This window comes from Labrenzia sp. CP4 (assembly GCF_001579905.1).
In the GTDB taxonomy this organism is placed as follows: Bacteria; Pseudomonadota; Alphaproteobacteria; order Rhizobiales; family Stappiaceae; genus Roseibium; species Roseibium algicola.
In genome coordinates this window covers 3,784,610-3,803,930 of the sequence record NZ_CP011927.1, presented here as the reverse complement: position 1 = coordinate 3,803,930, position 19,321 = coordinate 3,784,610, and the positions used below count along the sequence as shown (strand labels likewise).

18 protein-coding genes are annotated in these 19,321 nt (G+C 58.4%); 13 read left to right on the top strand and 5 right to left on the bottom strand.

Going from position 1 to position 19,321, the window contains the following annotated elements; translation table 11 throughout:
- Window positions 1–8: 8 nt before the first annotated feature.
- Entirely contained in the window at window positions 9–1,616 is a 1,608-nt protein-coding gene (locus ACP90_RS17470) for a L,D-transpeptidase family protein (protein WP_062489080.1), read from the bottom strand.
- A gap of 439 nt (window positions 1,617–2,055) precedes the next feature.
- Here ACP90_RS17470 and cysS point away from each other — a divergent pair, with 439 nt between their 5' ends.
- The 6 genes from cysS to rarD all read left to right on the top strand — a co-directional run bounded on the left by cysS (window position 2,056) and on the right by rarD (window position 7,698).
- On the top strand, window positions 2,056–3,471 hold the full coding sequence (gene cysS / locus ACP90_RS17465) for a cysteine--tRNA ligase (protein ID WP_062489079.1): 1,416 nt from the start codon (window positions 2,056–2,058) through the stop codon (window positions 3,469–3,471).
- 296 nt (window positions 3,472–3,767) lie between these two features.
- A complete protein-coding gene (locus ACP90_RS17460; protein WP_062489078.1) occupies window positions 3,768–4,136 on the top strand; it encodes a DUF559 domain-containing protein in 369 nt (122 codons plus the stop codon).
- Window positions 4,136–4,630, top strand: coding sequence for a GFA family protein (locus tag ACP90_RS17455; protein WP_062489077.1), 495 nt, complete (start codon window positions 4,136–4,138; stop codon window positions 4,628–4,630). The genes ACP90_RS17460 and ACP90_RS17455 overlap by 1 nt, the downstream gene beginning before the upstream one ends.
- Window positions 4,627–5,124: a GFA family protein gene (locus ACP90_RS17450; protein ID WP_062489076.1), complete on the top strand. Its 498-nt coding sequence runs from the start codon at window positions 4,627–4,629 to the stop codon at window positions 5,122–5,124. Before ACP90_RS17455 ends, ACP90_RS17450 begins: the two co-directional genes overlap by 4 nt.
- Before the next feature lie 32 nt (window positions 5,125–5,156).
- The gene (gene cimA / locus ACP90_RS17445) at window positions 5,157–6,752 is read left to right on the top strand and encodes a citramalate synthase (RefSeq protein WP_062489075.1); all 1,596 of its coding nucleotides are present in this window, start codon (window positions 5,157–5,159) and stop codon (window positions 6,750–6,752) included.
- A gap of 40 nt (window positions 6,753–6,792) precedes the next feature.
- Window positions 6,793–7,698 (top strand): EamA family transporter RarD, encoded by a 906-nt coding sequence (rarD, locus tag ACP90_RS17440; protein ID WP_055653595.1) that lies wholly within the window; start codon window positions 6,793–6,795, stop codon window positions 7,696–7,698.
- Between the two features lie 40 nt (window positions 7,699–7,738).
- Here rarD and ACP90_RS17435 read toward each other — a convergent pair whose 3' ends face one another.
- Together ACP90_RS17435 and ACP90_RS17430 are read right to left on the bottom strand one after the other, a co-directional pair.
- Window positions 7,739–8,992: a diguanylate cyclase gene (locus ACP90_RS17435; protein WP_055653596.1), complete on the bottom strand. Its 1,254-nt coding sequence runs from the start codon at window positions 8,990–8,992 to the stop codon at window positions 7,739–7,741.
- A gap of 125 nt (window positions 8,993–9,117) precedes the next feature.
- The gene (locus ACP90_RS17430; protein WP_062491731.1) at window positions 9,118–9,735 is read right to left on the bottom strand and encodes a TIGR00730 family Rossman fold protein; all 618 of its coding nucleotides are present in this window, start codon (window positions 9,733–9,735) and stop codon (window positions 9,118–9,120) included.
- A 261-nt stretch (window positions 9,736–9,996) separates the two neighbouring features.
- Here ACP90_RS17430 and ACP90_RS17425 point away from each other — a divergent pair, with 261 nt between their 5' ends.
- The 3 genes from ACP90_RS17425 to ACP90_RS17415 all read left to right on the top strand — a co-directional run bounded on the left by ACP90_RS17425 (window position 9,997) and on the right by ACP90_RS17415 (window position 14,230).
- The gene (locus ACP90_RS17425) at window positions 9,997–11,592 is read left to right on the top strand and encodes a LysM peptidoglycan-binding domain-containing protein (RefSeq protein ID WP_062489074.1); all 1,596 of its coding nucleotides are present in this window, start codon (window positions 9,997–9,999) and stop codon (window positions 11,590–11,592) included.
- A gap of 244 nt (window positions 11,593–11,836) precedes the next feature.
- The gene (locus ACP90_RS17420; RefSeq protein ID WP_062489073.1) at window positions 11,837–12,235 is read left to right on the top strand and encodes a metalloregulator ArsR/SmtB family transcription factor; all 399 of its coding nucleotides are present in this window, start codon (window positions 11,837–11,839) and stop codon (window positions 12,233–12,235) included.
- A 111-nt stretch (window positions 12,236–12,346) separates the two neighbouring features.
- On the top strand, window positions 12,347–14,230 hold the full coding sequence (locus ACP90_RS17415) for an ABC transporter ATP-binding protein/permease (protein ID WP_062491729.1): 1,884 nt from the start codon (window positions 12,347–12,349) through the stop codon (window positions 14,228–14,230).
- Window positions 14,231–14,402: 172 nt separating this feature from the next.
- On the opposite strand, the gene ACP90_RS17410 is transcribed toward ACP90_RS17415, so the two are convergent.
- Window positions 14,403–14,594, bottom strand: a complete 192-nt coding sequence (locus tag ACP90_RS17410) for a hypothetical protein (protein WP_145915790.1) — start codon at window positions 14,592–14,594, stop codon at window positions 14,403–14,405.
- 96 nt (window positions 14,595–14,690) lie between these two features.
- On the opposite strand from ACP90_RS17410, the gene ACP90_RS17405 reads away from it, so the two are divergent.
- The 4 genes from ACP90_RS17405 to ACP90_RS17390 all read left to right on the top strand — a co-directional run bounded on the left by ACP90_RS17405 (window position 14,691) and on the right by ACP90_RS17390 (window position 18,185).
- Window positions 14,691–15,632 carry a LysR family transcriptional regulator gene (locus tag ACP90_RS17405; protein WP_055653605.1) on the top strand — a complete coding sequence of 314 codons (942 nt, stop codon included), beginning with the start codon at window positions 14,691–14,693 and terminating at the stop codon, window positions 15,630–15,632.
- 71 nt (window positions 15,633–15,703) lie between these two features.
- Window positions 15,704–16,474: a phosphatidylserine decarboxylase gene (locus ACP90_RS17400; protein ID WP_267479105.1), complete on the top strand. Its 771-nt coding sequence runs from the start codon at window positions 15,704–15,706 to the stop codon at window positions 16,472–16,474.
- A 7-nt stretch (window positions 16,475–16,481) separates the two neighbouring features.
- Complete coding sequence (locus ACP90_RS17395) at window positions 16,482–17,354, top strand: phosphatidylcholine/phosphatidylserine synthase (protein ID WP_062489071.1); 873 nt, start codon at window positions 16,482–16,484, stop codon at window positions 17,352–17,354.
- Between the two features lie 81 nt (window positions 17,355–17,435).
- Entirely contained in the window at window positions 17,436–18,185 is a 750-nt protein-coding gene (locus ACP90_RS17390) for an SDR family oxidoreductase (protein ID WP_082809937.1), read from the top strand.
- 97 nt (window positions 18,186–18,282) lie between these two features.
- Here the strand turns inward: ACP90_RS17390 and ACP90_RS17385 are convergent, their stop codons facing one another.
- Window positions 18,283–19,236 carry a helix-turn-helix domain-containing GNAT family N-acetyltransferase gene (locus ACP90_RS17385; RefSeq protein WP_062489069.1) on the bottom strand — a complete coding sequence of 318 codons (954 nt, stop codon included), beginning with the start codon at window positions 19,234–19,236 and terminating at the stop codon, window positions 18,283–18,285.
- Window positions 19,237–19,321 lie beyond the last annotated feature (85 nt).

Here is a 19,321-nt window from a genome sequence, read left to right as displayed (position 1 = left end):
TTATGCCTCTAGAGGTTCTCTGTCATCGCTCTGCGTAGCGCTTCCAGCAGCACCTTGTCGCGGTCGTAGATGTCTTTTCTGAAATGTGTTGATCCGTCCTTGTTCATCCACGCGGTCAGGTAGGTGAGGTGCACGTCGATTTCGACCTTGGTTTTGACGACCGTACGCTCGCCGCTGTCGCGAATGGCTTCCCATTTTCCCGGAGTGCCGTCGGAATCGACCAGAAGAACGTCCGCCAGGGCAAAGGGATCCGATACGCGAATGCAGCCGTGGCTGAAGGCGCGCTCCGCTCTGGTGAACAGGGATTTCGACGGGGTGTCGTGAATGTAGATGTTGAACTGGTTTGGGAACATGAATTTGATGCGACCAAGCGCATTGTCCTCACCCGGGTCCTGGCGCAGCCGGAACGGGAAATTGCCACCGGAATAGCTGTTCCAGGCAACCTGTGTCGGCGCGACCTCGTTGCCTTCCTGGAAGATCCGGATGCTCTTGTTGCTGAGCGCCGTGGGGTTCTGCTTGAGTTTCGGCAGATACTCCTTTGTCGCGATGGAATAGGGCACGTTCCAGTATGGATTGATTTCCACATATTCCAGCCGGTCAGAAAACACCGGCGTTGCGTGGTAGGGCTTGCCTACAACGACCCGCGCCGTGTGAATGGTCTTTCCGTCCCGCACCACCTTCAGGTTCTGGTCTGCCAGATTGACGAAGACGTAGAACTGTCCCGGATCATCCGGCATCCAGCGCCGCCGCTCCATGTTGAGCTCCATCTGGATGAGCTTTTCCTGGATCGGAATGTTGAGCTGGGCAATTGTCGCCTTGCCGATGACACCGTCGGTTTCAAGGCCGTGGTACTCCTGGAACAGCTTGACGGCTTCCACCAGGGCGCCGTCATAGACATCACCGGTGTGATCTCCGGCAACGACAATGTCTTCTTCCATGAGCCGGGTTCGCAACACTTCCAGGCGCGGATCGCTCATGCCTGGTTTCAGAACCTCACCATCCGGAACCTGGGTAAAGCCGCCGGCAGCAGCCTTCTCCCGGTATTGGGCAAGGCGCCGCTTCAGGCGCGCGTAATTGTCGGTCTGGGGTGCGAGGCTTTCCAGAAAGGCCCCGAAGTCCACGGCCTGTTCGGCATTTTCAAAAAGCATTTTCGGATCAGGCCGATCCGGAAACACGTTCAGCGCCTTGTTGACCTTGTTGGGTTGAACGCGGCCGGAGGAGAGGTGGGTCGCATAGCGCAGGAACTGTACGGACAGGTCCAGATCGAACTGGGCCCATTCCTGCTCGCTCTGGGAAGTTTCCGAACGCTTTATGAAGCCGAGGGGATCGTAATTGTTGGGGTTGAGCGCATGGTCGTTCGCCGCCGCCATGGCGGCAATGGTCAGATGAGCATCTTCCGTGAGGCCATTCTCGTTGAACCAGACCGGTGCGAAAGCGCGTTCGCCATAATAGAGTGCAAGACCTTCGGGCAGGTTCGCAGAAACTTGCGCCTGAATGGCCCTGGCGATCGGCGTCTGCGGTTCCTTGAAAACAGGGGGCGGAACGACCTGGGTCTCGCTGGTCGCCGGTGCCGCGGTTTGTGCCTGGACATATGGTGCCGAAAGTGGTCCGGACAAAAACGCTGCCAGCGTGAAAAGAAGACCAAGATGTCTGTTACGGCACGTGCAAAATATTCCCATCGGAAATACCCCCTCTGATTCCCAACGGGGAAAGTCTAGTGCATCTTGCGCATAATTGAACTGCGTTAAGCTTCCTTGCCATTGCAAAGCCGATCCCGTTTGTTGCCGCAACAGGAAAAGCGCGCGATCCGTTATCGCTCGTGGGAGTGACGCGTTGCGGCCACAAGGCACGGAAATTGGCGTTTCAGCGGCAACTGCAGCCTTGACCGGGTTCTGTTTTCCGGTCCATAAAGCGCTCCATGATGACGGCCACACGGAACATCATTTCGATCACCATTATTTGCAGCTAGCGACACCGCTGGCTGTGGCCGTTCCCTCTTGGCAAAATTTCCTTTGAGACGGACCGCCCGGCCAGCCGGCCAGGAGACCGTTTGACATGAGCGCCGCTGAGACAGAGAAATCCGGCACTTTCAAGGGCTTGAAGCTCACCAACACATTGACGCGCCAGAAGGAGGACTTCCGGGCGATCGATGACGGGAATGTGCGTCTCTACGTCTGCGGACCGACCGTCTATGACTTTGCCCACATCGGTAACGCGCGACCGGTCATCGTCTTCGATGTGCTCTTCCGGCTTCTGCGCCATCTTTATGGTGCCGACCACGTCACCTATGCGCGCAACATCACTGACGTTGACGACAAGATCAACGCACGCGCACTTCGTGACTTTCCCGATCTGTCGCTCAATGAAGCCATTGCCCGGGTGACGCAGAAGACTGCGGACCAGTTCCATAAGGACATCAGGTCTCTGGGTGTGCTGGAGCCGAGCATCGAGCCTCGGGCGACACAGCATATCAGCGGCATGGTCGAGATGATCGCGGCGCTGATCGAAAAGGGACACGCCTATCAGGCGGGCGGTGAAGTTCTATTCGACACCCAGTCCATGCCCGACTACGGCGGCCTGTCAAAGAGGAAGCTGGACGAGCAGCTGGCCGGGGCTCGCATTGCGGTTGATGCTCACAAGAAGAACCCCGGAGATTTCGTGCTCTGGAAACTGTCTTCTGAAGAAGAGCCCGGCTGGGACAGCCCGTGGGGCAGGGGGCGTCCGGGCTGGCACATCGAGTGCTCTGTCATGAGTGCGCACCATCTGGGTGAAGTGTTCGACATTCACGGCGGCGGGCTGGACCTTATCTTCCCGCACCACGAAAACGAAATCGCCCAGTCCCGCTGCGCTCATGGCACCAAGGTCATGGCCAACTACTGGATGCACAACGGCTTCCTGCAGGTGGAAGGCCGGAAGATGTCCAAGTCCGAGGGCAACTTCTTCACCATTCAGGAGCTTCTGGAAACGGACAGTTTCGGCGGCCGCATGTGGCCGGGCGAAGTGCTGCGCCTTGCCATGTTGATGACCAACTATCGAGAGCCGATCGACTTCTCCAAACGCAAGCTTGAAGAAGCGGAAAACCTCCTGGCCCGTTGGCCGGATCCGGTCGAAACGGATGCGGCCCCTGCCGCCGAGGTGCTTGATGCCCTTTTGGACGACCTGAACACCGCAGGCGCCATTCAGGCGCTCCACGCGCTCGCCGTCGAGGCTTCCAAGCACCCTGCCAAGCTGGATGTTTACTCGGCATCTGCCGCGCTCCTCGGCGTTCATCCGGTCAAGGCGGATTTGTCTGGCGTTGATGAGGCCGGCATTCAGGCAGCCATCGAAAAACGCCTGGAGGCCCTCAATGCCAAGAACTGGGCGGAAGCTGACGCGATCCGCGATGAACTGACGTCTCAGGGAATTCTTCTAAAGGATTCAAAAGACTCAGAAACCGGCACCCGCGTTACTACCTGGGAGGTCAAGCGGTGAGACAGTACCAGGCGGAAAGACGGGATACCCCCCTCTGTCCCCTATGGGAAGATCTCCCCCGCAAGGGGGGAGAGGGGCGTATGCCGCGTCGCCATGCATTTTTGAGCCGGCTATGGGGCAAGACCGGAGTTCTGCTCAGGGAGGAGACCTCTCTAAAGCTGTATGAGTTTTCTCAAATCAGCCCGCATGCTCCGGTCTCCCCCCTTGAGGGGGAGATGTCCGCGCAAGCGGACAGAGGGGGGTATACAGCTTGTGTAACAAACACTGGTTTCAGGCTATCGCTAAGAGGTCGCTACATGCCGCACCAGACAGTTTCCAAGCAACTCAGATCCAACGCCAAACGCCTGCGTTCGCAAATGACGGACGCTGAAAAGAAGCTCTGGCAAGTGATCCGGGCGCATCGATTGGAGGGGATTTCCTTTCGCAGGCAGATGCCGAGCGAAGGGGTCATTGTCGATTTCGCGGCACCTGCTCATCGCTTGATCGTGGAACTGGACGGATCCCAGCATGCAGAACTGCAGGGCCAGGCGCGTGACATCGCGCGCGACCGCAAGCTTCAGGCTCTCGGCTGGACGACCTTGCGCTTCTGGAATGCGGAGGTGACGCACGACCTTGACGGTGTCTGCCGCAAGATCCTGAACGCTTGTGGCAAGGAGAATTTCTGATGGGCGATAATGTTCAAAGGCTGAGCGGCGGTTGCCAGTGCGGCGCCGTGCGTTACCAGGTGACGGGAGAGGTCGGTCATCCGCATCTGTGTCATTGCCGCATGTGCCAGAAGGCATCGGGGAATTTCTTTCTGCCGTTGATCGGTGCTGCGAAGTCCGATTTTGAATGGACCCGCGGCGAACCCTCCTGGTTCCACTCTTCCAAGCCTGTCCGCCGGGGTTTCTGTGGAACCTGCGGCACGCCTCTGGCCTTTGATACGATTGGCGACGACCACATTTCCTTTACCCATGGCAGCCTGGACGATGTCGCCGCGGTCACGCCGGTTGAACAGTCCGGTGTCGAGGGGCGAGTGTCATTCTATGGGCATCTTTTCGAACTGAACGAAACGCAGTCAAATCGGGACGACCTGCCAGGTGGGATCAATGATGTCACGGCAACCAACAATCAGCACCCCGATCATGACACGGATCATTGGGAAGTGAGGGGCGGATGACGGAAATCCATACCGGAGGCTGTCAGTGCGGTGCCTTGCGGTTCAAGGTGGAAGGGCCACTGGGCGAGGCTTCCATCTGTCATTGCCGCATGTGCCAGAAGGCCTTTGGTGGCTTTTACGCGCCACTGGTCAGTGTTCCCGAAACATCCAGACTTGTCTGGACACGTGGATCGTTGAAGCACTTCCAGAGTTCCAATCACGCAACCCGGGGCTTTTGCGCCGATTGCGGTACACCGCTGACCTATGAAGCGCCGGATGGCATCGCACTGGCCATCGGGGCCTTTGACGATCCATCGCAGATCCCGCCCAGCATCCAGTTCGGCGTCGAGGCAAAGCTGCCTTATGCCGACAGCATGGTTCAAATTCCCGAAAGGGTGACCGAAGACGATATGGAGGCAGCGCCTTTTCTGGCGTCGCTCGTTTCGTTCCAGCACCCCGATCACGACACGGAAACCTGGCCACCGGTTCGCACCGGGGCAAATGACAACGAATAAAAGACAGCCCCGACGCTGCTCAGGATACGGATATGACCAAGGAACGGCTTTTTCTTTTCGACACGACATTGCGTGACGGCGCCCAGACCAGCGGGGTCGACTTCTCTGTCAACGAGAAGGTTGTGGTTGCCGAACTTCTGGAGCGGCTTGGCGTCGATTACATCGAAGGTGGCTATCCGGGTGCCAACCCGACCGACAGTGAGTTCTTCAGTGAAAAGCGGACGCGAAAGGCAACGTTCACCGCGTTTGGCATGACCAAGCGCGCAGGCCGCTCGGCTGCGAACGATCCGGGGCTTCAGGACGTGCTGTCCGCAAGTTCCGATGCCTGCTGTTTCGTGGCCAAGGCATGGGACTACCATGTCCGGGTCGCGCTTGGTTGCACCAACGAGGAAAACCTCGATTCAATCTACGAGACCGTTACCGCAGCCGTTGCTGCCGGCAAGGAAGCGATGATCGACTGCGAGCATTTCTTCGATGGTTTCAAGGCCAATCCGGAATACGCGCTCAATTGTGCCCGCACGGCATACCATGCAGGCGCGCGGTGGATCGTTCTGTGTGACACCAACGGCGGCACGCTGCCCGACGAGATCTTCGACATCGTCACCAAGGTGCTGGAGGTTGTTCCCGGAACGCATCTCGGCATCCACACCCACGATGACACCGGTCACGCGGTCGCCAACTCACTGGCGGCAGTGGATGCCGGCGTAAGGCAGATCCAGGGAACCTTGAACGGGCTGGGAGAGCGCTGCGGCAACGCCAACCTCATCACCCTGATCCCGACACTCAAGCTGAAACCGGCATTCTCCGATCGGTTCGAAATCGGTGTCAGCGACGCTCAGTTGAAAGAGATCACTTCAATCTCCCATGCGTTCGATGAAATCCTCAATCGGTCGCCGGACAGGCAGGCCCCCTACGTGGGCGAAACCGCCTTCGCCACAAAGGCCGGTATTCATGCCTCCGCGATCCTGAAGGATCCGCAGACCTATGAACACGTCGCACCGGAAAGTGTCGGCAACCAGCGGCGGGTGCTGGTGTCCGACCAGGCCGGCAAGAGCAACCTTCTGGGAGAGTTGGCCCGGGTGGGCATCGAAGTCGACAAGTCAGACCCGCGTCTCGACCTACTGTTGGCGAAGGTCAAGGAACGGGAAGCCGAAGGCTATGCCTACGAGGCTGCCGACGCGTCGTTCGAGTTGCTCGCGCGCCGGGAGCTGGGCGAGGTGCCGCGTTACTTCGCAGTTGAATCCTTCCGCGTGATGGTGGAGCGCCGGTTTAACGCAATCGGTGACCTGGTCACGGTTTCGGAAGCCGTGGTGAAGGTCGATATCGACGGCGAAACCAGAATGTCGGTTGCTGAAGGCAACGGCCCGGTCAACGCGCTCGACATGGCACTGCGAAAGGATCTGGGCAAATACCAGTCTGCCATCGACGGCCTTGAGCTGATTGACTATAAGGTGCGCATCCTCAATGGTGGCACGGGCGCTGTCACGCGCGTTCTGATCGAAAGCCAGGACACAGTCACGCACCGGCGCTGGTTCACGATCGGGGTATCCTCCAATATCGTCGACGCCTCTTTCCAGGCCTTGGTCGACTCCATTACATTCGCGCTGATGAAAGCCAACGTGGCCTGATCCTGGTCACGCGCCTTTCGGGCGCCAGAAAGGCAATGCCATGTCGCAGACGGTGACCAGCACCGAAGCGAATGCCGAATTCCGTCAGGGCCTTCTGTTTGGCCTGGCGGCATACGGCATGTGGGGCTTCCTCCCGGCCTATTACAAACTGACCGATACCGTGCCAGCAGATCTTGTGGTGTCTCACCGGATCCTCTGGTCGGTGCTGTTTGTCGGTCTGTTTCTCTATTCGCGCGGCCGCTGGCAGGAAGTGCGCGAGGTTTTTCGCCAGCCGAAGGTGCTCATGGGGCTGACGGCGTCTGCCACTTTCATTGCCGTCAACTGGCTGACCTTCGTCTGGGCAATCTCCAACAATCACGTGCTCGATATTTCGCTCGGCTATTTCATCAATCCGCTGGTCAGCATTCTGGTTGGCCTGTTCGTTTTGAGGGAAAAACTGACGACCTGGCAGGGGATTTCTGTCGGCGTTGCCGCCATTGCGGTTGTTCTGCAGGCGATCCTGGCAGGTGGGTTGCCGTGGGTCTCTCTGGTGCTGGCGTTTTCCTTCGCAGGCTACGGCTACGTGCGAAAAGTGACGCCCGTGAAGGCAACGCCGGGACTGTTCGTGGAAACGCTTGTGCTGTTTCCGCTCGCCGCCGGCTACATGCTGCTGAGCCTCAGCTGGGGTGTCGACGCAATGGTCTTGAACGATCCGCCGGTTCTGCTCGCCCTCGTGGGGACAGGCATTGTCACGGCCTTGCCCCTGATCTGTTTTTCCTCAGCCGCGCGGCGCCTGCCGCTCTTCATGCTGGGGCTTATGCAGTACATGGCGCCGTCCATGCACTTCCTGATGGCGATTTATATCTGGGGCGAACCGCTGGACCCGACCAAGCTGATGACGTTCGGCATGATCTGGGCTGCGCTGGTGGTGTTTACCTACGACAGCTGGCGGCGCTACCGGAGCTGAAACTGAGTTAGTCGCAGCCAGAGCACTGTGGAAGATGCGGTCAGTCTGAAGAAACCAGCTGGCCGCGGCCACTGCGTTTGGCGGCATAAAGCCTGTGGTCGGCGGTCTTCAGGGCATCGCCGAACCTGCCGCTTTCGAGCGGGGCGACGCCGACGCTTGTCTTCATCAGATGTTCCTCGCCGTCGTGACGCACGGGCGAGGCCAGAACGTTGTCCAGTAGGTTTTGCAGTCCGTCGACAACCTCGGCTTCTTCCTTGTCCCGGAACACGATGCAGAATTCGTCGCCGCCGAGCCGCGAGACGATATCGTCTTCCTTTGCGAGCTTCATCATGTGGCGGGCAAAACTGATCAGAACCGCATCGCCGAAATCGTGGCCGAGTGAATCGTTGATTGCCTTGAAGGAGTCCAGGTCGAGGAGCGCGAGCCAATGCGCTCGTCCTTCGGATACCGGCCAGGTCGCGATTGCCTTGGTGGCCTGTTCCAGAAGGTAACGGCGGTTGTAGAGACCCGTGAGGGAGTCCCGCATCGCCATGTTGTTGAGTTCCTCGATCCGGTAGATGTAATCGAGGTTCTGCGACACACGCAGCAGCAGCTCTTCCGGAGGGCAGTTCTTGTCGACGAAATCCGCTGCACCGTATTTCAGGAACCGCACCCGGTTGTCCGGATTGGCATAGGACGACATGCCGATGACGCCGACTTTCTCCGGGTCATGCACTCTGCGGACGGCTTTCAGAAAGGCAAAGCCGTCCTTGTCGGGCATGAAATAGTCCGCCAGGACAAGTTTGATGTCCTTGTAATCCTTCAGGGTCTGGAGAGCTTCGTCCGTAGAGCTGGCCTGATAGATCTTGTAAAGGTGCTTGCCGACGATCTTGGAGATCACGTCCCGCTCCACCGCGGAATCGTCCAGAATGAGAATGCCTATCTTGGGATTCTGCGCCAGTTTCCGGATCAGGTCCGCAACATAGTTCAGGCTGCCGGGAGAATCCTTCAGAACGTAGTCAATAACGCCTTTTTCCAGGAACTTGCTTCGGGTTTTCGGGTCGAAGCGGCTGGTGAAGACGATCGTGGGAATATTCCACTTCTCGCAAAGATCGACAATTTCGCCGTCGGGGGCGTCTGGAAGGGTCAGGTCGACAAGAGCAAGGTCGGGTTCACCGATCGGCAGATTGAGGCAGTTCTCGGCCTCTTCGTAGCTACGTGCCACCATGATCTGGTGACGTCCGACCTCATGCAGTTTCTTGACGATTGCCTTCTCGAAAAACGCCGCATCTTCAACAAGAAGGGTAGTTTGCATTTAGTGGCCTGTTCTTCCTGCGTTTCGTGCGACGGTACTATTCAACTCCTCAGACTGCAAATCGATTTGGTTCCAATATTCACAGTCATGGGAACGTATTCCCAACCTCTATACTCAGTAGAGTTTTAGAGATCTGTTACCGAGGCGCATGCTTCTTGTGCCGGCAGGGGCTCACCGTTGATCGCGCGGCGCAGCATGGGCAGGATATCGTCCACGGATCGGGCAACAAGATAAGGAACTTCAGTGTCCGGACGGATGTATCCCTGTGCCCGCATATGATCCAGAAGTTCCAGCAAAGGCGACCAGAAGCCGTTGAGGTTGGCCAGTGCCACCGGCTTGCGGTGTTGTCCGAGTTGGGCCCAGGTCATCATTTCGACGGCTTCTTCCAGGGTGCCGATACCGCCGGGCAACGCGATGAAGGCGTCGGCTTTCTCGAACATCAGGTGTTTGCGCTCGTGCATGTCCTGCGTGACGATCAGGTCTTCGAGGGTGTCCAGCATCACCTCGCGTTTTTCCAGGAAACGCGGAATGATTCCCGTCACCTTGCCGCCGGCTTCGAGGGCGGCATTGGCCACGGTTCCCATCAGACCGATAGAGCCGCCGCCATAGACAAGTCGAAGGCCAGCCTCGGCAATTAGCTGGCCCAGACGGGTGGCGGATGCCTCGTGTGCAGGGTCCGAACCAAAGCTGGACCCGCAGTAAACACAGACGCTTGTAAGCTGATTTTGAGAAACCGTATTCATGACGCAAAGATGTGGCATTCAGATTGCCACAAGGTCAAGCATTCTGTTTGAAAGGCCTTGGTTCTGAACCGGGTTTTCTTGCCGCGCCTGGAAAAGACGGCTATGCATGAACCACGATCTGAAGAAGAGCCGACGGCAAAGGAAACATGGCCATCAAGGTCAGGAGTTCGGCTGAGACAGGCAGCACCCGAAAGGGCGCAAACAGGGGAACGGATTTGGAAAGCGCCGCATCGCCTGGCTGCTTTCCCGGCAGGACACACAATGAATAACAAGACACTCATCTGGACTTTGATCGTAGCCGTGCCTGTTGGCCTGGCCGCTCTCGTGACGGGCTACATCTATCGCGATACGGGGCGTCTGCCTTTCCAGAGCGGTCCCGAAGTTGCCGCCACGCCATCGGTCTCCGGCGACAGTGCCACGACCGAACAGGCTGCAGGCTCTGATACAGGCACAAAGACGCAATCTGCAGAAACAGATAAGGCTGATGCGTCAGATGAGGCTCCTGCCGCGGAAACGGCAAGTGCAGGCCCGAGTTTTGACGTTGTCGGCGTTGAGCCGACCGGTGAAACGGTCGTTGCGGGCCGGTCTGTCGCTGGCGCTATCGTTGCCTTGACTGCCAACGGCAAGGTTGTCGGCAAGAGCATTGCCAATGAGGTCGGTGAATGGACCATCATTCTGGATGAGCCGTTGAAGCCGGGCGACTATGACGTTGGCCTGGAAGTTCATGACGATACCGGCAAAGCGATTGCCACGTCCGAAGAACGGCTTGCCGTTTCTCTGCCGGAAGGCGGCAAGGAACAACCCCTTGTGGTTCTGAACACGCCTGACGGTCCGTCGGACGTCTTGCAAAAGCCTGAGGCCGAGCAGCAGGTGGCTTCCATCACTTCGACTGGCGAAGGTTCGCAAACAGCTGCGACAACGGATTCTGCAGAAGGCACCGCCGCCGAGGCCTCCGGGTCGACGTCCGCAACTGAAACTGCTGCTGCGGAACCCGCCGCAGGGACCTCTGCAAGCCAGCAGACGGCTTCCCGGGAGACGAGCGAACAGCCCGCCGGTACCTCTGAGCAGACCGAAGTTGCGTCTGCCGACACGACTTCATCTGGAACAGGCACCGCGGTGCCGGAAACGGCAAGCAGTGGTGATGCCGTTTCTACCGCTAAGGCATCGGGACAGGCGGCTTCAGCAGAAACCGAAGTTGCTTCGACGTCATCAGGGGCAGCGCCGGTAGCTGTAGCAACACAGGACAGTGGCGCAGACGTTGCGCAAGCCGGCCAGAATGAACCGGCTGATGTTCCTGCAGCAGCACCGGATGCGCCGACGGTGACCGTGGAAGCCGTGGAGTCCGAAAAGGACAAGGTCTTTGTTGCCGGTACCGGCGAACCTGGGTCATCGGTTCGTGTCTACGTCGGCGACGAGTTTCAGGGCGAGGCTAAGGTCGGTTCGGGCGGGAAGTGGCTGATTGAAGGCGGAAAGAATATTTCTGAAGGAAATGTCGAGGTTCGCGCCGATTTGATCGGTGAGGACGGCAGCTCGGTCGACGCCCGTGCAGCCGTTACCTTTGAAAAGGAACAGGACAAGCAGATTGTGCTGACCAAGGTCGTCGCAAGCGGTGAGGGTGCAGGAGCCGATGGCCAGGGCGCGGAAGTGAAAAAGTCTCTTCCCGTCGTGATCATCCGCAAGGGGGATAACCTGTGGCGGATCTCCCGGCGTCTTTATGGAGAGGGCGTTCGCTATACGACGATCTACAAGGCCAACCAGCAACAGATCCGCAATCCTGACCTGATTTACCCGGGGCAAGTGTTCCTGACACCAGAAGGCGATCTGAGCTGGCCGAAACCAGACGAAAACAACGGCTGAGGTGACACCGGCCTCTGTCGGCACATCGATCGTTGTCGACACGTCTGAAAACGGCCATGGGCATTTATAAAATTCTCGGCTGTTGGCGCTGCTTAACTCTGTCAGTTACGCTTTGGTTGAACGTCAAAAATGAAGGCAGGGGATCGGAATGATCCTCTGCCTTTTTGCATCAGCCCCTTGTTTTTTTGATGATTCATCGCATATCAACGATGAAACAAACAATCGTGAATGAGGAAACCGCCCCATGAGCGGGACGGATCTGCCGGCCGGTGGAAATTGCATGACCTCCAAGGAAGGTCTGGCAAGTTGCGAGGAACTCGCGGCTATCTTCCGTGCACTTGGACATCCGGCCCGGTTGGCAATCATCAAGCAGCTCGCAAGCCGTCAGGGCGCCTGCTGCGGTGAGATCGTCAGTCACCTGCCGTTGGCTCAGTCGACCGTGTCTCAGCATTTGCAGGTTTTGAAGGACGCCGGGCTCTTGTGCTGTGACACGCGGGGCAGGAATTGCCACTACGCGCTCAATTGGCAAGTGCTCAGTCTGGCGGAGTGCCGGACCAAGGACTTCTGGGAGCGCCTGAACGCGGCGCAGCCGGACCAGTCAGGACAGTCAGCCGGTGCGCAAGTGGTTTCCGCTTCAGACTAACCCAAGTGGCCGCCTTCCGCGGCCTGGAGATTTTGTGTGACCGATCAGACAGCGACCCCGCCGCAAAAGCCCTCGGCTGCGGCTGCCGGCAGCCATTCCGCTCAAGCGCACATCCGCAAGCCTGTCAATGCAGACGAAGGCAGCACCTTCACGACGCTGGCCAACCTGTGGCCCTACATCTGGCCGTCTAATCGGCCGGATCTCAAGCAGCGCGTGCTTCTGGCCATTTTCGCACTGATCATTGCCAAGATCGTGACGGTCCTGTCGCCGTATTTTTTCGCCTGGGCGACGGATGCACTGACGGGTGAAGGCTCCAACCTGCCTGCTTTCCTGGTAGCTCCGGTCATGCTGGTGCTTGCCTATAATGCAGCCCGTGTATTGGCAGTGGCTTTCAACCAGCTGCGCGACGCACTGTTCGCCCGGGTCGGCCAGCATGCCGTACGCCAGCTCGCAATCCTGACATTCCGCCACCTGCACCAGCTTTCCCTGCGTTTCCACCTCGCCCGGCGGACGGGTGGGCTCAGCCGGGTGATTGAGCGCGGGGTGAAGGGCATAGAGGCGATTGTCCGCTTCACCATCTTGAACGGCATTCCGACGGTTCTGGAATTTGCCATCATGGCAGCCGTGATCTGGTACCAGTTCGGTTTCCTTTATGTTGTCATCGTCGCAGTGATGATCGTTGCCTACGTCTGGTTCACCATCAAGACCTCGAATTGGCGGATCGGCATTCGCCGCGAAATGAACGACAGCGACACGGATGCCAACTCCAAGGCCATCGACAGTCTGCTCAACTTCGAAACGGTCAAGTATTTCGGCAATGAAAACATGGAAGCTGCGCGCTTCGATGTCTCCATGGCGAAATATGAGAGTGCCGCTACGAAAACCTGGACATCCCTTTCCTGGCTCAACTTCGGTCAGGCGGTTATTCTGGGCATTGGCATGGCGGCCTGCATGGGGCTGTCTGCGCAGGCCGTACTGGCGGGCGAGCAGAACATCGGCGACTTTGTCCTTATCAACGCGCTGCTGATGCAGATTTCCATTCCGCTCAACTTCATCGGCTTCCTCTACCGGGAAATCCGTCAGGGTCTTGCGGATATCGAATCCATGTTCGACCTGCTGATGGTGCCCGCCGAAATCGAGGACAGGCCCGACGCCAGCCCGTTGAAGGCTGTTGAAGGAAAGATTGCGTTCAAGGACGTCCGCTTTCACTACGATCCCGACCGGCCGATCCTCAAGGGGATCGACTTTGAGGTTCCAGCAGGCAAGACCGTCGCCATCGTCGGTCCCTCCGGTGCGGGCAAATCGACGATCTCCCGTCTCCTGTTCCGGTTTTACGACGTCACCGACGGTTCAGTCGAGATCGATGGCCAGGATGTCCGAAACGTGACGCAGGAAAGCGTGCGTCAGGCCATCGGCATGGTTCCGCAGGATACGGTGCTCTTCAACGATACCATTGCCTACAACATTCGCTATGGCCGCCCGGACGCCAGCGACGAGGAAGTGCGGGAGGCTGCGCGCATGGCGCAGATCCACGACTTCATCGAAAGGCTACCTCAGGGCTATGACGCGGAAGTCGGCGAGCGCGGATTGAAACTGTCGGGCGGTGAAAAGCAGCGTGTTGCGATTGCACGCACCATCCTGAAATCTCCGCCGATCCTTATCCTCGATGAGGCGACATCGGCGCTTGATACACATACCGAACGCGAGATCCAGTCGGCGCTGGATGAGGTTTCGCAGGATCGGACAACGCTGGTGATTGCCCACCGCCTTTCGACCGTGGTCAACGCGGACCAGATCATCGTTCTGGAAGGTGGCGAGATTGCCGAGCGCGGCACCCATCAGGAGCTTCTGGCCAGAGACGGTCTTTACGCCTCAATGTGGGCTCGCCAGCGCGAAGCGGACGAGGCCGAGGAACGGCTGCGTGCCGCGAGGGAAAATGACGATCTTGGTATCGTCACACGTGGTCAGAGGGCTGATTACGTACCGGCGAAATAGGTCTGGCAACAGCTATTCCTGGTCATCCGGCCTGGCCAAGCCCTGGCCGGGAGAGGGGATGCTCCTGTTCCCGGTATGACGCTGACCCTTGCATGAGAGATCTGGGCTCACTGATCCCGGATCTCCACCACCGGTCTTCCTGCATGACAAGAAGTCAGAAACTTGCCGGAGGTCAGGCCGCACGAATTGTTTGCGGTGCCTGATCATTGTCGCAGGCCACATGGCCTGTTGTCGGCAGATTGGTGTTTTGGGCAGCTTCACCCCTTTTGAACAACAGTCTTGAAAGTGCCTTGGCAAGGCGGCGCAGTTCCTGGTGGCGGGCAGCGCGGGCGCGGGCTTCGTAGTCGTCTCCTGTATGTGTCATGGTGCTCTCCATCGCTTGGGATGAGCATTTGTCTCATATTGCGTTCCTTCGAAGAATGAGGCTAGTGTAGAATTAATTCTTCGAAAGATTGGAATAATGAGACTGGAAGACCTGCAGTTTTTTGTCCGCATTGCGGAATTGGGCAGCATGGCTGCTGCCGGACGGGAAATCGGCTTGTCGCCTTCAGCTGCCAGCACGCGGTTGACCGGCCTTGAGAAGTCCTTCGGTTCCCAGCTTTTTGCCCGCACCACCAGACGCACGATGTTGACAGAAGCCGGGCGTGTTTTGCTGCAACACGCGCGCACCGCAGTTGGTGAGATCGAACAGGCCCGCTCGATCCTGGAAGCATCCACAGAAGCGCCGCGCGGCTCGCTTCGGTTTTCCTGCAACACATTCTTCGGAAGAAAGCACATTCTGCCGTATCTGGTGGAGTTCCGCGAACTCTACCCGGATATCAGGCTGGAAATGGACTTTTCCGACAGGATCGTGGACGTGATCGAGGAAGGCTATGACATGGCGGTGAGGGGAGCGCCACTGACCGATTCCTCTCTGCTGTCCCGCAAGCTGGGCGGCAATCCAAGGGCCCTGTGTGCATCACCGGCCTACCTGGCTCGCAAGGGCGTGCCGCACACACCGGAAGACCTTGCCAACCACGACTGCATCGCCATGGCCTCCATGCCGTTCTGGTATTTCAACGGGCCGGAGGGGGAGGTCGCCTTCGAAATCCAGAAGCCGGTCATCAAGGGCGATAGCGGCGACCTGACTTACGACGCCGCGCTTCACGGCCTTGGCCTCAGCCTGAAGTCACTGGCACATGTCTGGGAAGACCTGCGCGACGGGCGTCTGGTCGCCGTCATGGAAGACTATACGATTGCCCGCACCGGGGCGATCTGGGCCGTTTATCCGCCAAGCCAGTTCGTTCCGCCCAAGGTGACCGCCTTTGTCGATTTCCTGATTTCAAAGTACGGTCGACCGCCCTACTGGGAGAGCGACTATCGGACGGCTTCCACTGGCTCAAGTGGGTCGCAAACCGTGTGATTTTCATGAAAAGCAGGTTCTCTTTGCCTTGAAAAGCCACTAGAAGCGGGGCAGAAGCTAAAGCGCAACGGGTGCGTTCAGTCCCGGGCCGGGAATACGCCTGCCGCCGGGCAGCAATGGAAAGCGAAGAAAAGAAGATGTCGATAGTCGATTCCGTCTCCAAGGCCATGGTGCCGATCCATCGTGAAGGCTGGCCCTTCATCGCGATTGCTCTGGTGGCGACCCTCGTTATCGGCTGGTTCATCGATCCGCTGTTCTGGATCGGCCTCTTCCTCACAGGGTGGGTCTGTTATTTCTTCCGCGATCCCAAGCGTGTGACGCCTGTCGGCGAAGGGCTGGTGATTTCTCCGGCAGATGGTGTCGTCAGCCTTGTTGGCCTGGCACGCCCGCCTGCTGAGCTGGAACTCGGTTCTGAACCGCTGATGCGGGTCTCCATCTTCATGAACGTGTTCAACTGCCATGTGAACCGGGCACCTGTCGGCGGGCGCATAGAGCGCGTCGCCTACCGTGCCGGCAAGTTTCTGAACGCGGAACTGGACAAGGCCAGTGAAGACAACGAGCGCAACGGACTGGTCATCGACACCGGCAACGGCCGGATCGGTGTCGTGCAGATCGCCGGTCTTGTTGCCCGCCGTATTGTCTGCTTCGTTCGTGAAGGAGAAAATCTCTCTGCCGGCGAGCGCTTTGGTCTGATCCGTTTCGGGTCACGTCTCGATGTCTATTTTCCGGTCGGAACCCAGCCAAAGGTTGCCCTCGGCCAGACCATGATTGCCGGCGAGACCGTGCTGGCCGATCTGTCGGCACCGCAAAGCCCGGCTCAGTCCCTGACCCGTGTAAGCTGAGGCCACCGTGAACGAGACGCCCGATCAAGGACCGGCCGACACCCGCAGAACACCGCGTTTCCGGCGCGTACCCTTGCGCCTGATCATTCCGAACATGGTGACGTTGCTCGCGCTGTGCTCCGGTCTGACGGCTGTGCGCATGGCCTTCGAGGGCCGCTGGGAATTCGCGGTCGGTGCCGTTCTCGTGGCAGCCGTGCTGGACGGGCTCGATGGCCGTGTCGCCCGCATGATGAAGGGAACGTCGCGTTTCGGTGCGGAACTGGATTCCCTCTCGGATTTTGTCAATTTCGGCGTCACGCCGGCCTTGATGCTCTATCTCTGGATCCTCAAGGATGCAGGCAACATGGGGTGGATCGCAGGCCTTATCTTCGCGATTTCCGCCGCACTTCGTCTGGCGCGTTTCAATGTGGCCCTGGACGATCCGAACAAGCCTGCCTGGGCGTCACGTTTCTTCACAGGCGTGCCTGCACCGGCCGGAGCGCTGACCGTGCTCCTGCCGCTTTATCTCGATTTTCTCGGCCTGTTTCCGCACTGGTTCGCAGATTCAGCTTTTGTTGCAGCCTATACGATCGGAGTTGCCTTCCTGCTGATCAGCCGTTTGCCGACCTATTCCGGCAAGACGCTGGGCACGAGGGTGCGCCGCGACTTTGTATTGCCGTTGTTCCTGGTTGCGGTTCTGGTGGTGGCGCTGACCGTTTCCTATCCCTTCCGGATGTTGGCGGGAGGAGCGGTCCTTTACCTGCTGACCATTCCGTTGTCCTGGCGTGCGCACAGGAAGCTGGTGCTCGCAGACGCCTCGCTGGGCCTCGATGACGACGGTGACGAATGCGATACAGATCTCGACAACATCGCGGACAGGGACAAGGACCACGGCGGCTGACGCACACCTGATCGCAAATCGGGTTTCAGCAGGCGATTTTCTGGTTCAATTAGGCCTCCTCGACAAATGAGGAGCCTTCTCATGCTTGATGGAAAGACAATTCTGATCACCGGTGCCAGCAGTGGCATCGGAGCGGCTGCCGCGCATCTTCTGGCTGACACCGGTGCGAACCTGATGCTGGCTGCCCGACGGGAAGACCGACTGAAAGAGCTGCGGTCGTCATTGCCCCATGCGTCCAACCGGGTCGCACTGTTCGTTGGCGACGTCTGCGATACCACATTTTCCGAAGCTTCCGTGAAAGCGACGCTCGACGCCTTTGGTGGCCTCGACGGAGCCTTCAATAATGCAGGCACCCTTGGAGAGATGGGGCCGGTGCCGGACATGAGCATGGAAACCTGGAACCATGTTGTCGCCACCAATCTCAACAGCGCCTTTCTCGCGGCCAAATACCAGATCCCGGCCATGCGCGAACGAGGAGGCGGATCGATTGTGTTCACCTCATCGTTCGTTGGCCATACCATCGGTTTTCCGGGCATGGCCGCCTATGCGGCTGCGAAGGCGGGGCTTGTCGGCCTGACACAGGTTCTGGCCGTGGAACACGGACCGGAAAACATCCGGGTCAATGCGCTTCTTCCTGGGGGCACGAAGACCGAGATGGGGGGCGATGACCCGGCATTCCGCGAGTATATCGCCGGCCTCCACGCGTTGAAGCGGATGGCTGAACCCGAAGAGATCGCCAAGGCGGCTGCGTTTCTGCTGTCTGACGCCAGTTCTTTCGTTACCGGTTCCGCCATGCTCTGTGATGGCGGGAACTCCATCTCCAAGGGATGAGCCATCACAGGAACGGTTCTGGCGAAGACCCGAACCGTTCCTTTTGGGATGAAAGGCTCATATGGCTCAGTGATAGGGGCCTGCGGGGCCTGCGAAATTATTTCGGGCGAATTCTTATGAATTTCTGTTCCGTGACGGCCTTGCCCCACTGGTCGCCGACATATTCCTCCGCAAGGGTGAACCCGTTTCTTTCGTAGAGCACACGTGCGGCTTCAAGCCCCTTGAGCGTCCAGAGGTGGATTTCATCGAACCCAAGCGCATCCGAGTGTTCCAGGGCTTTCTGGAGCAGCACTTTTCCCAGTCCTTTGCCCCGCAGGCGTTCGGACAGAATGAACCAGCGCAAATGTGCGATGTTGTTGCCAAGGTCTTCGCCATCAATGGTGATCGATCCGATAACGGCTCCGTTTTCGAGCACGCTCCAGCTGTTGTTCATCGGTTTGCCGATGCGCGGCATGAATTCGGCCATGGCGTTTGAGACCACACTTTCAAAGGTTGGCCCCATACCGACGATGTGGCCGTGAGTGCGGGCATGCATTCCGGCAATGTCGCCGATCATTCCGGTTTGATAACCTTCAGCGACCGTGAATTGTGGCTGATAATCTGCCGGCGTTTCCTGCGGCATGGCGAGCGCTTCCGCATAGGCGGACATGGCATCGCAAATTTCTTGTGCCTTGTCCCCGTTGACCCGGTTGAGCGCCCGTCGGGCCAGGGCATCGCCAAAGTTGTCGATCTTCGCAAAGGTGGCCTTACCGGTTTCGGTCAAAGTCAGTCCGAATGATCGGCCATCGTTGTCAGACCGGGTTTGCGTGATTTCCCCGCGGGCCTCGAGTGACTTCAGCAAACGGCTGATGGTCGATTTCTCGAGCTTTAGTCTCGTCGAGATTTCCTTGGCCGTAATGCCGGGGTTCAAACCGATTTCCATCATTGCATGGACACCTGAACCGGACAGATCCGTACCGGCGATGGTCTTGTCCAGAAAGCCGAATTCCCGGACTAGTTGGCGGGACGCTGCACGGATATCGTTGACGAGGGAGGGGGAATGCTGGGACATGCAAAAGCCTATATAGTTGTATTTTGCAACTATATTGATTGATGGGCCGCAATTCAAGGGGCAGTGGTTGGAATTCGGGTGAAGA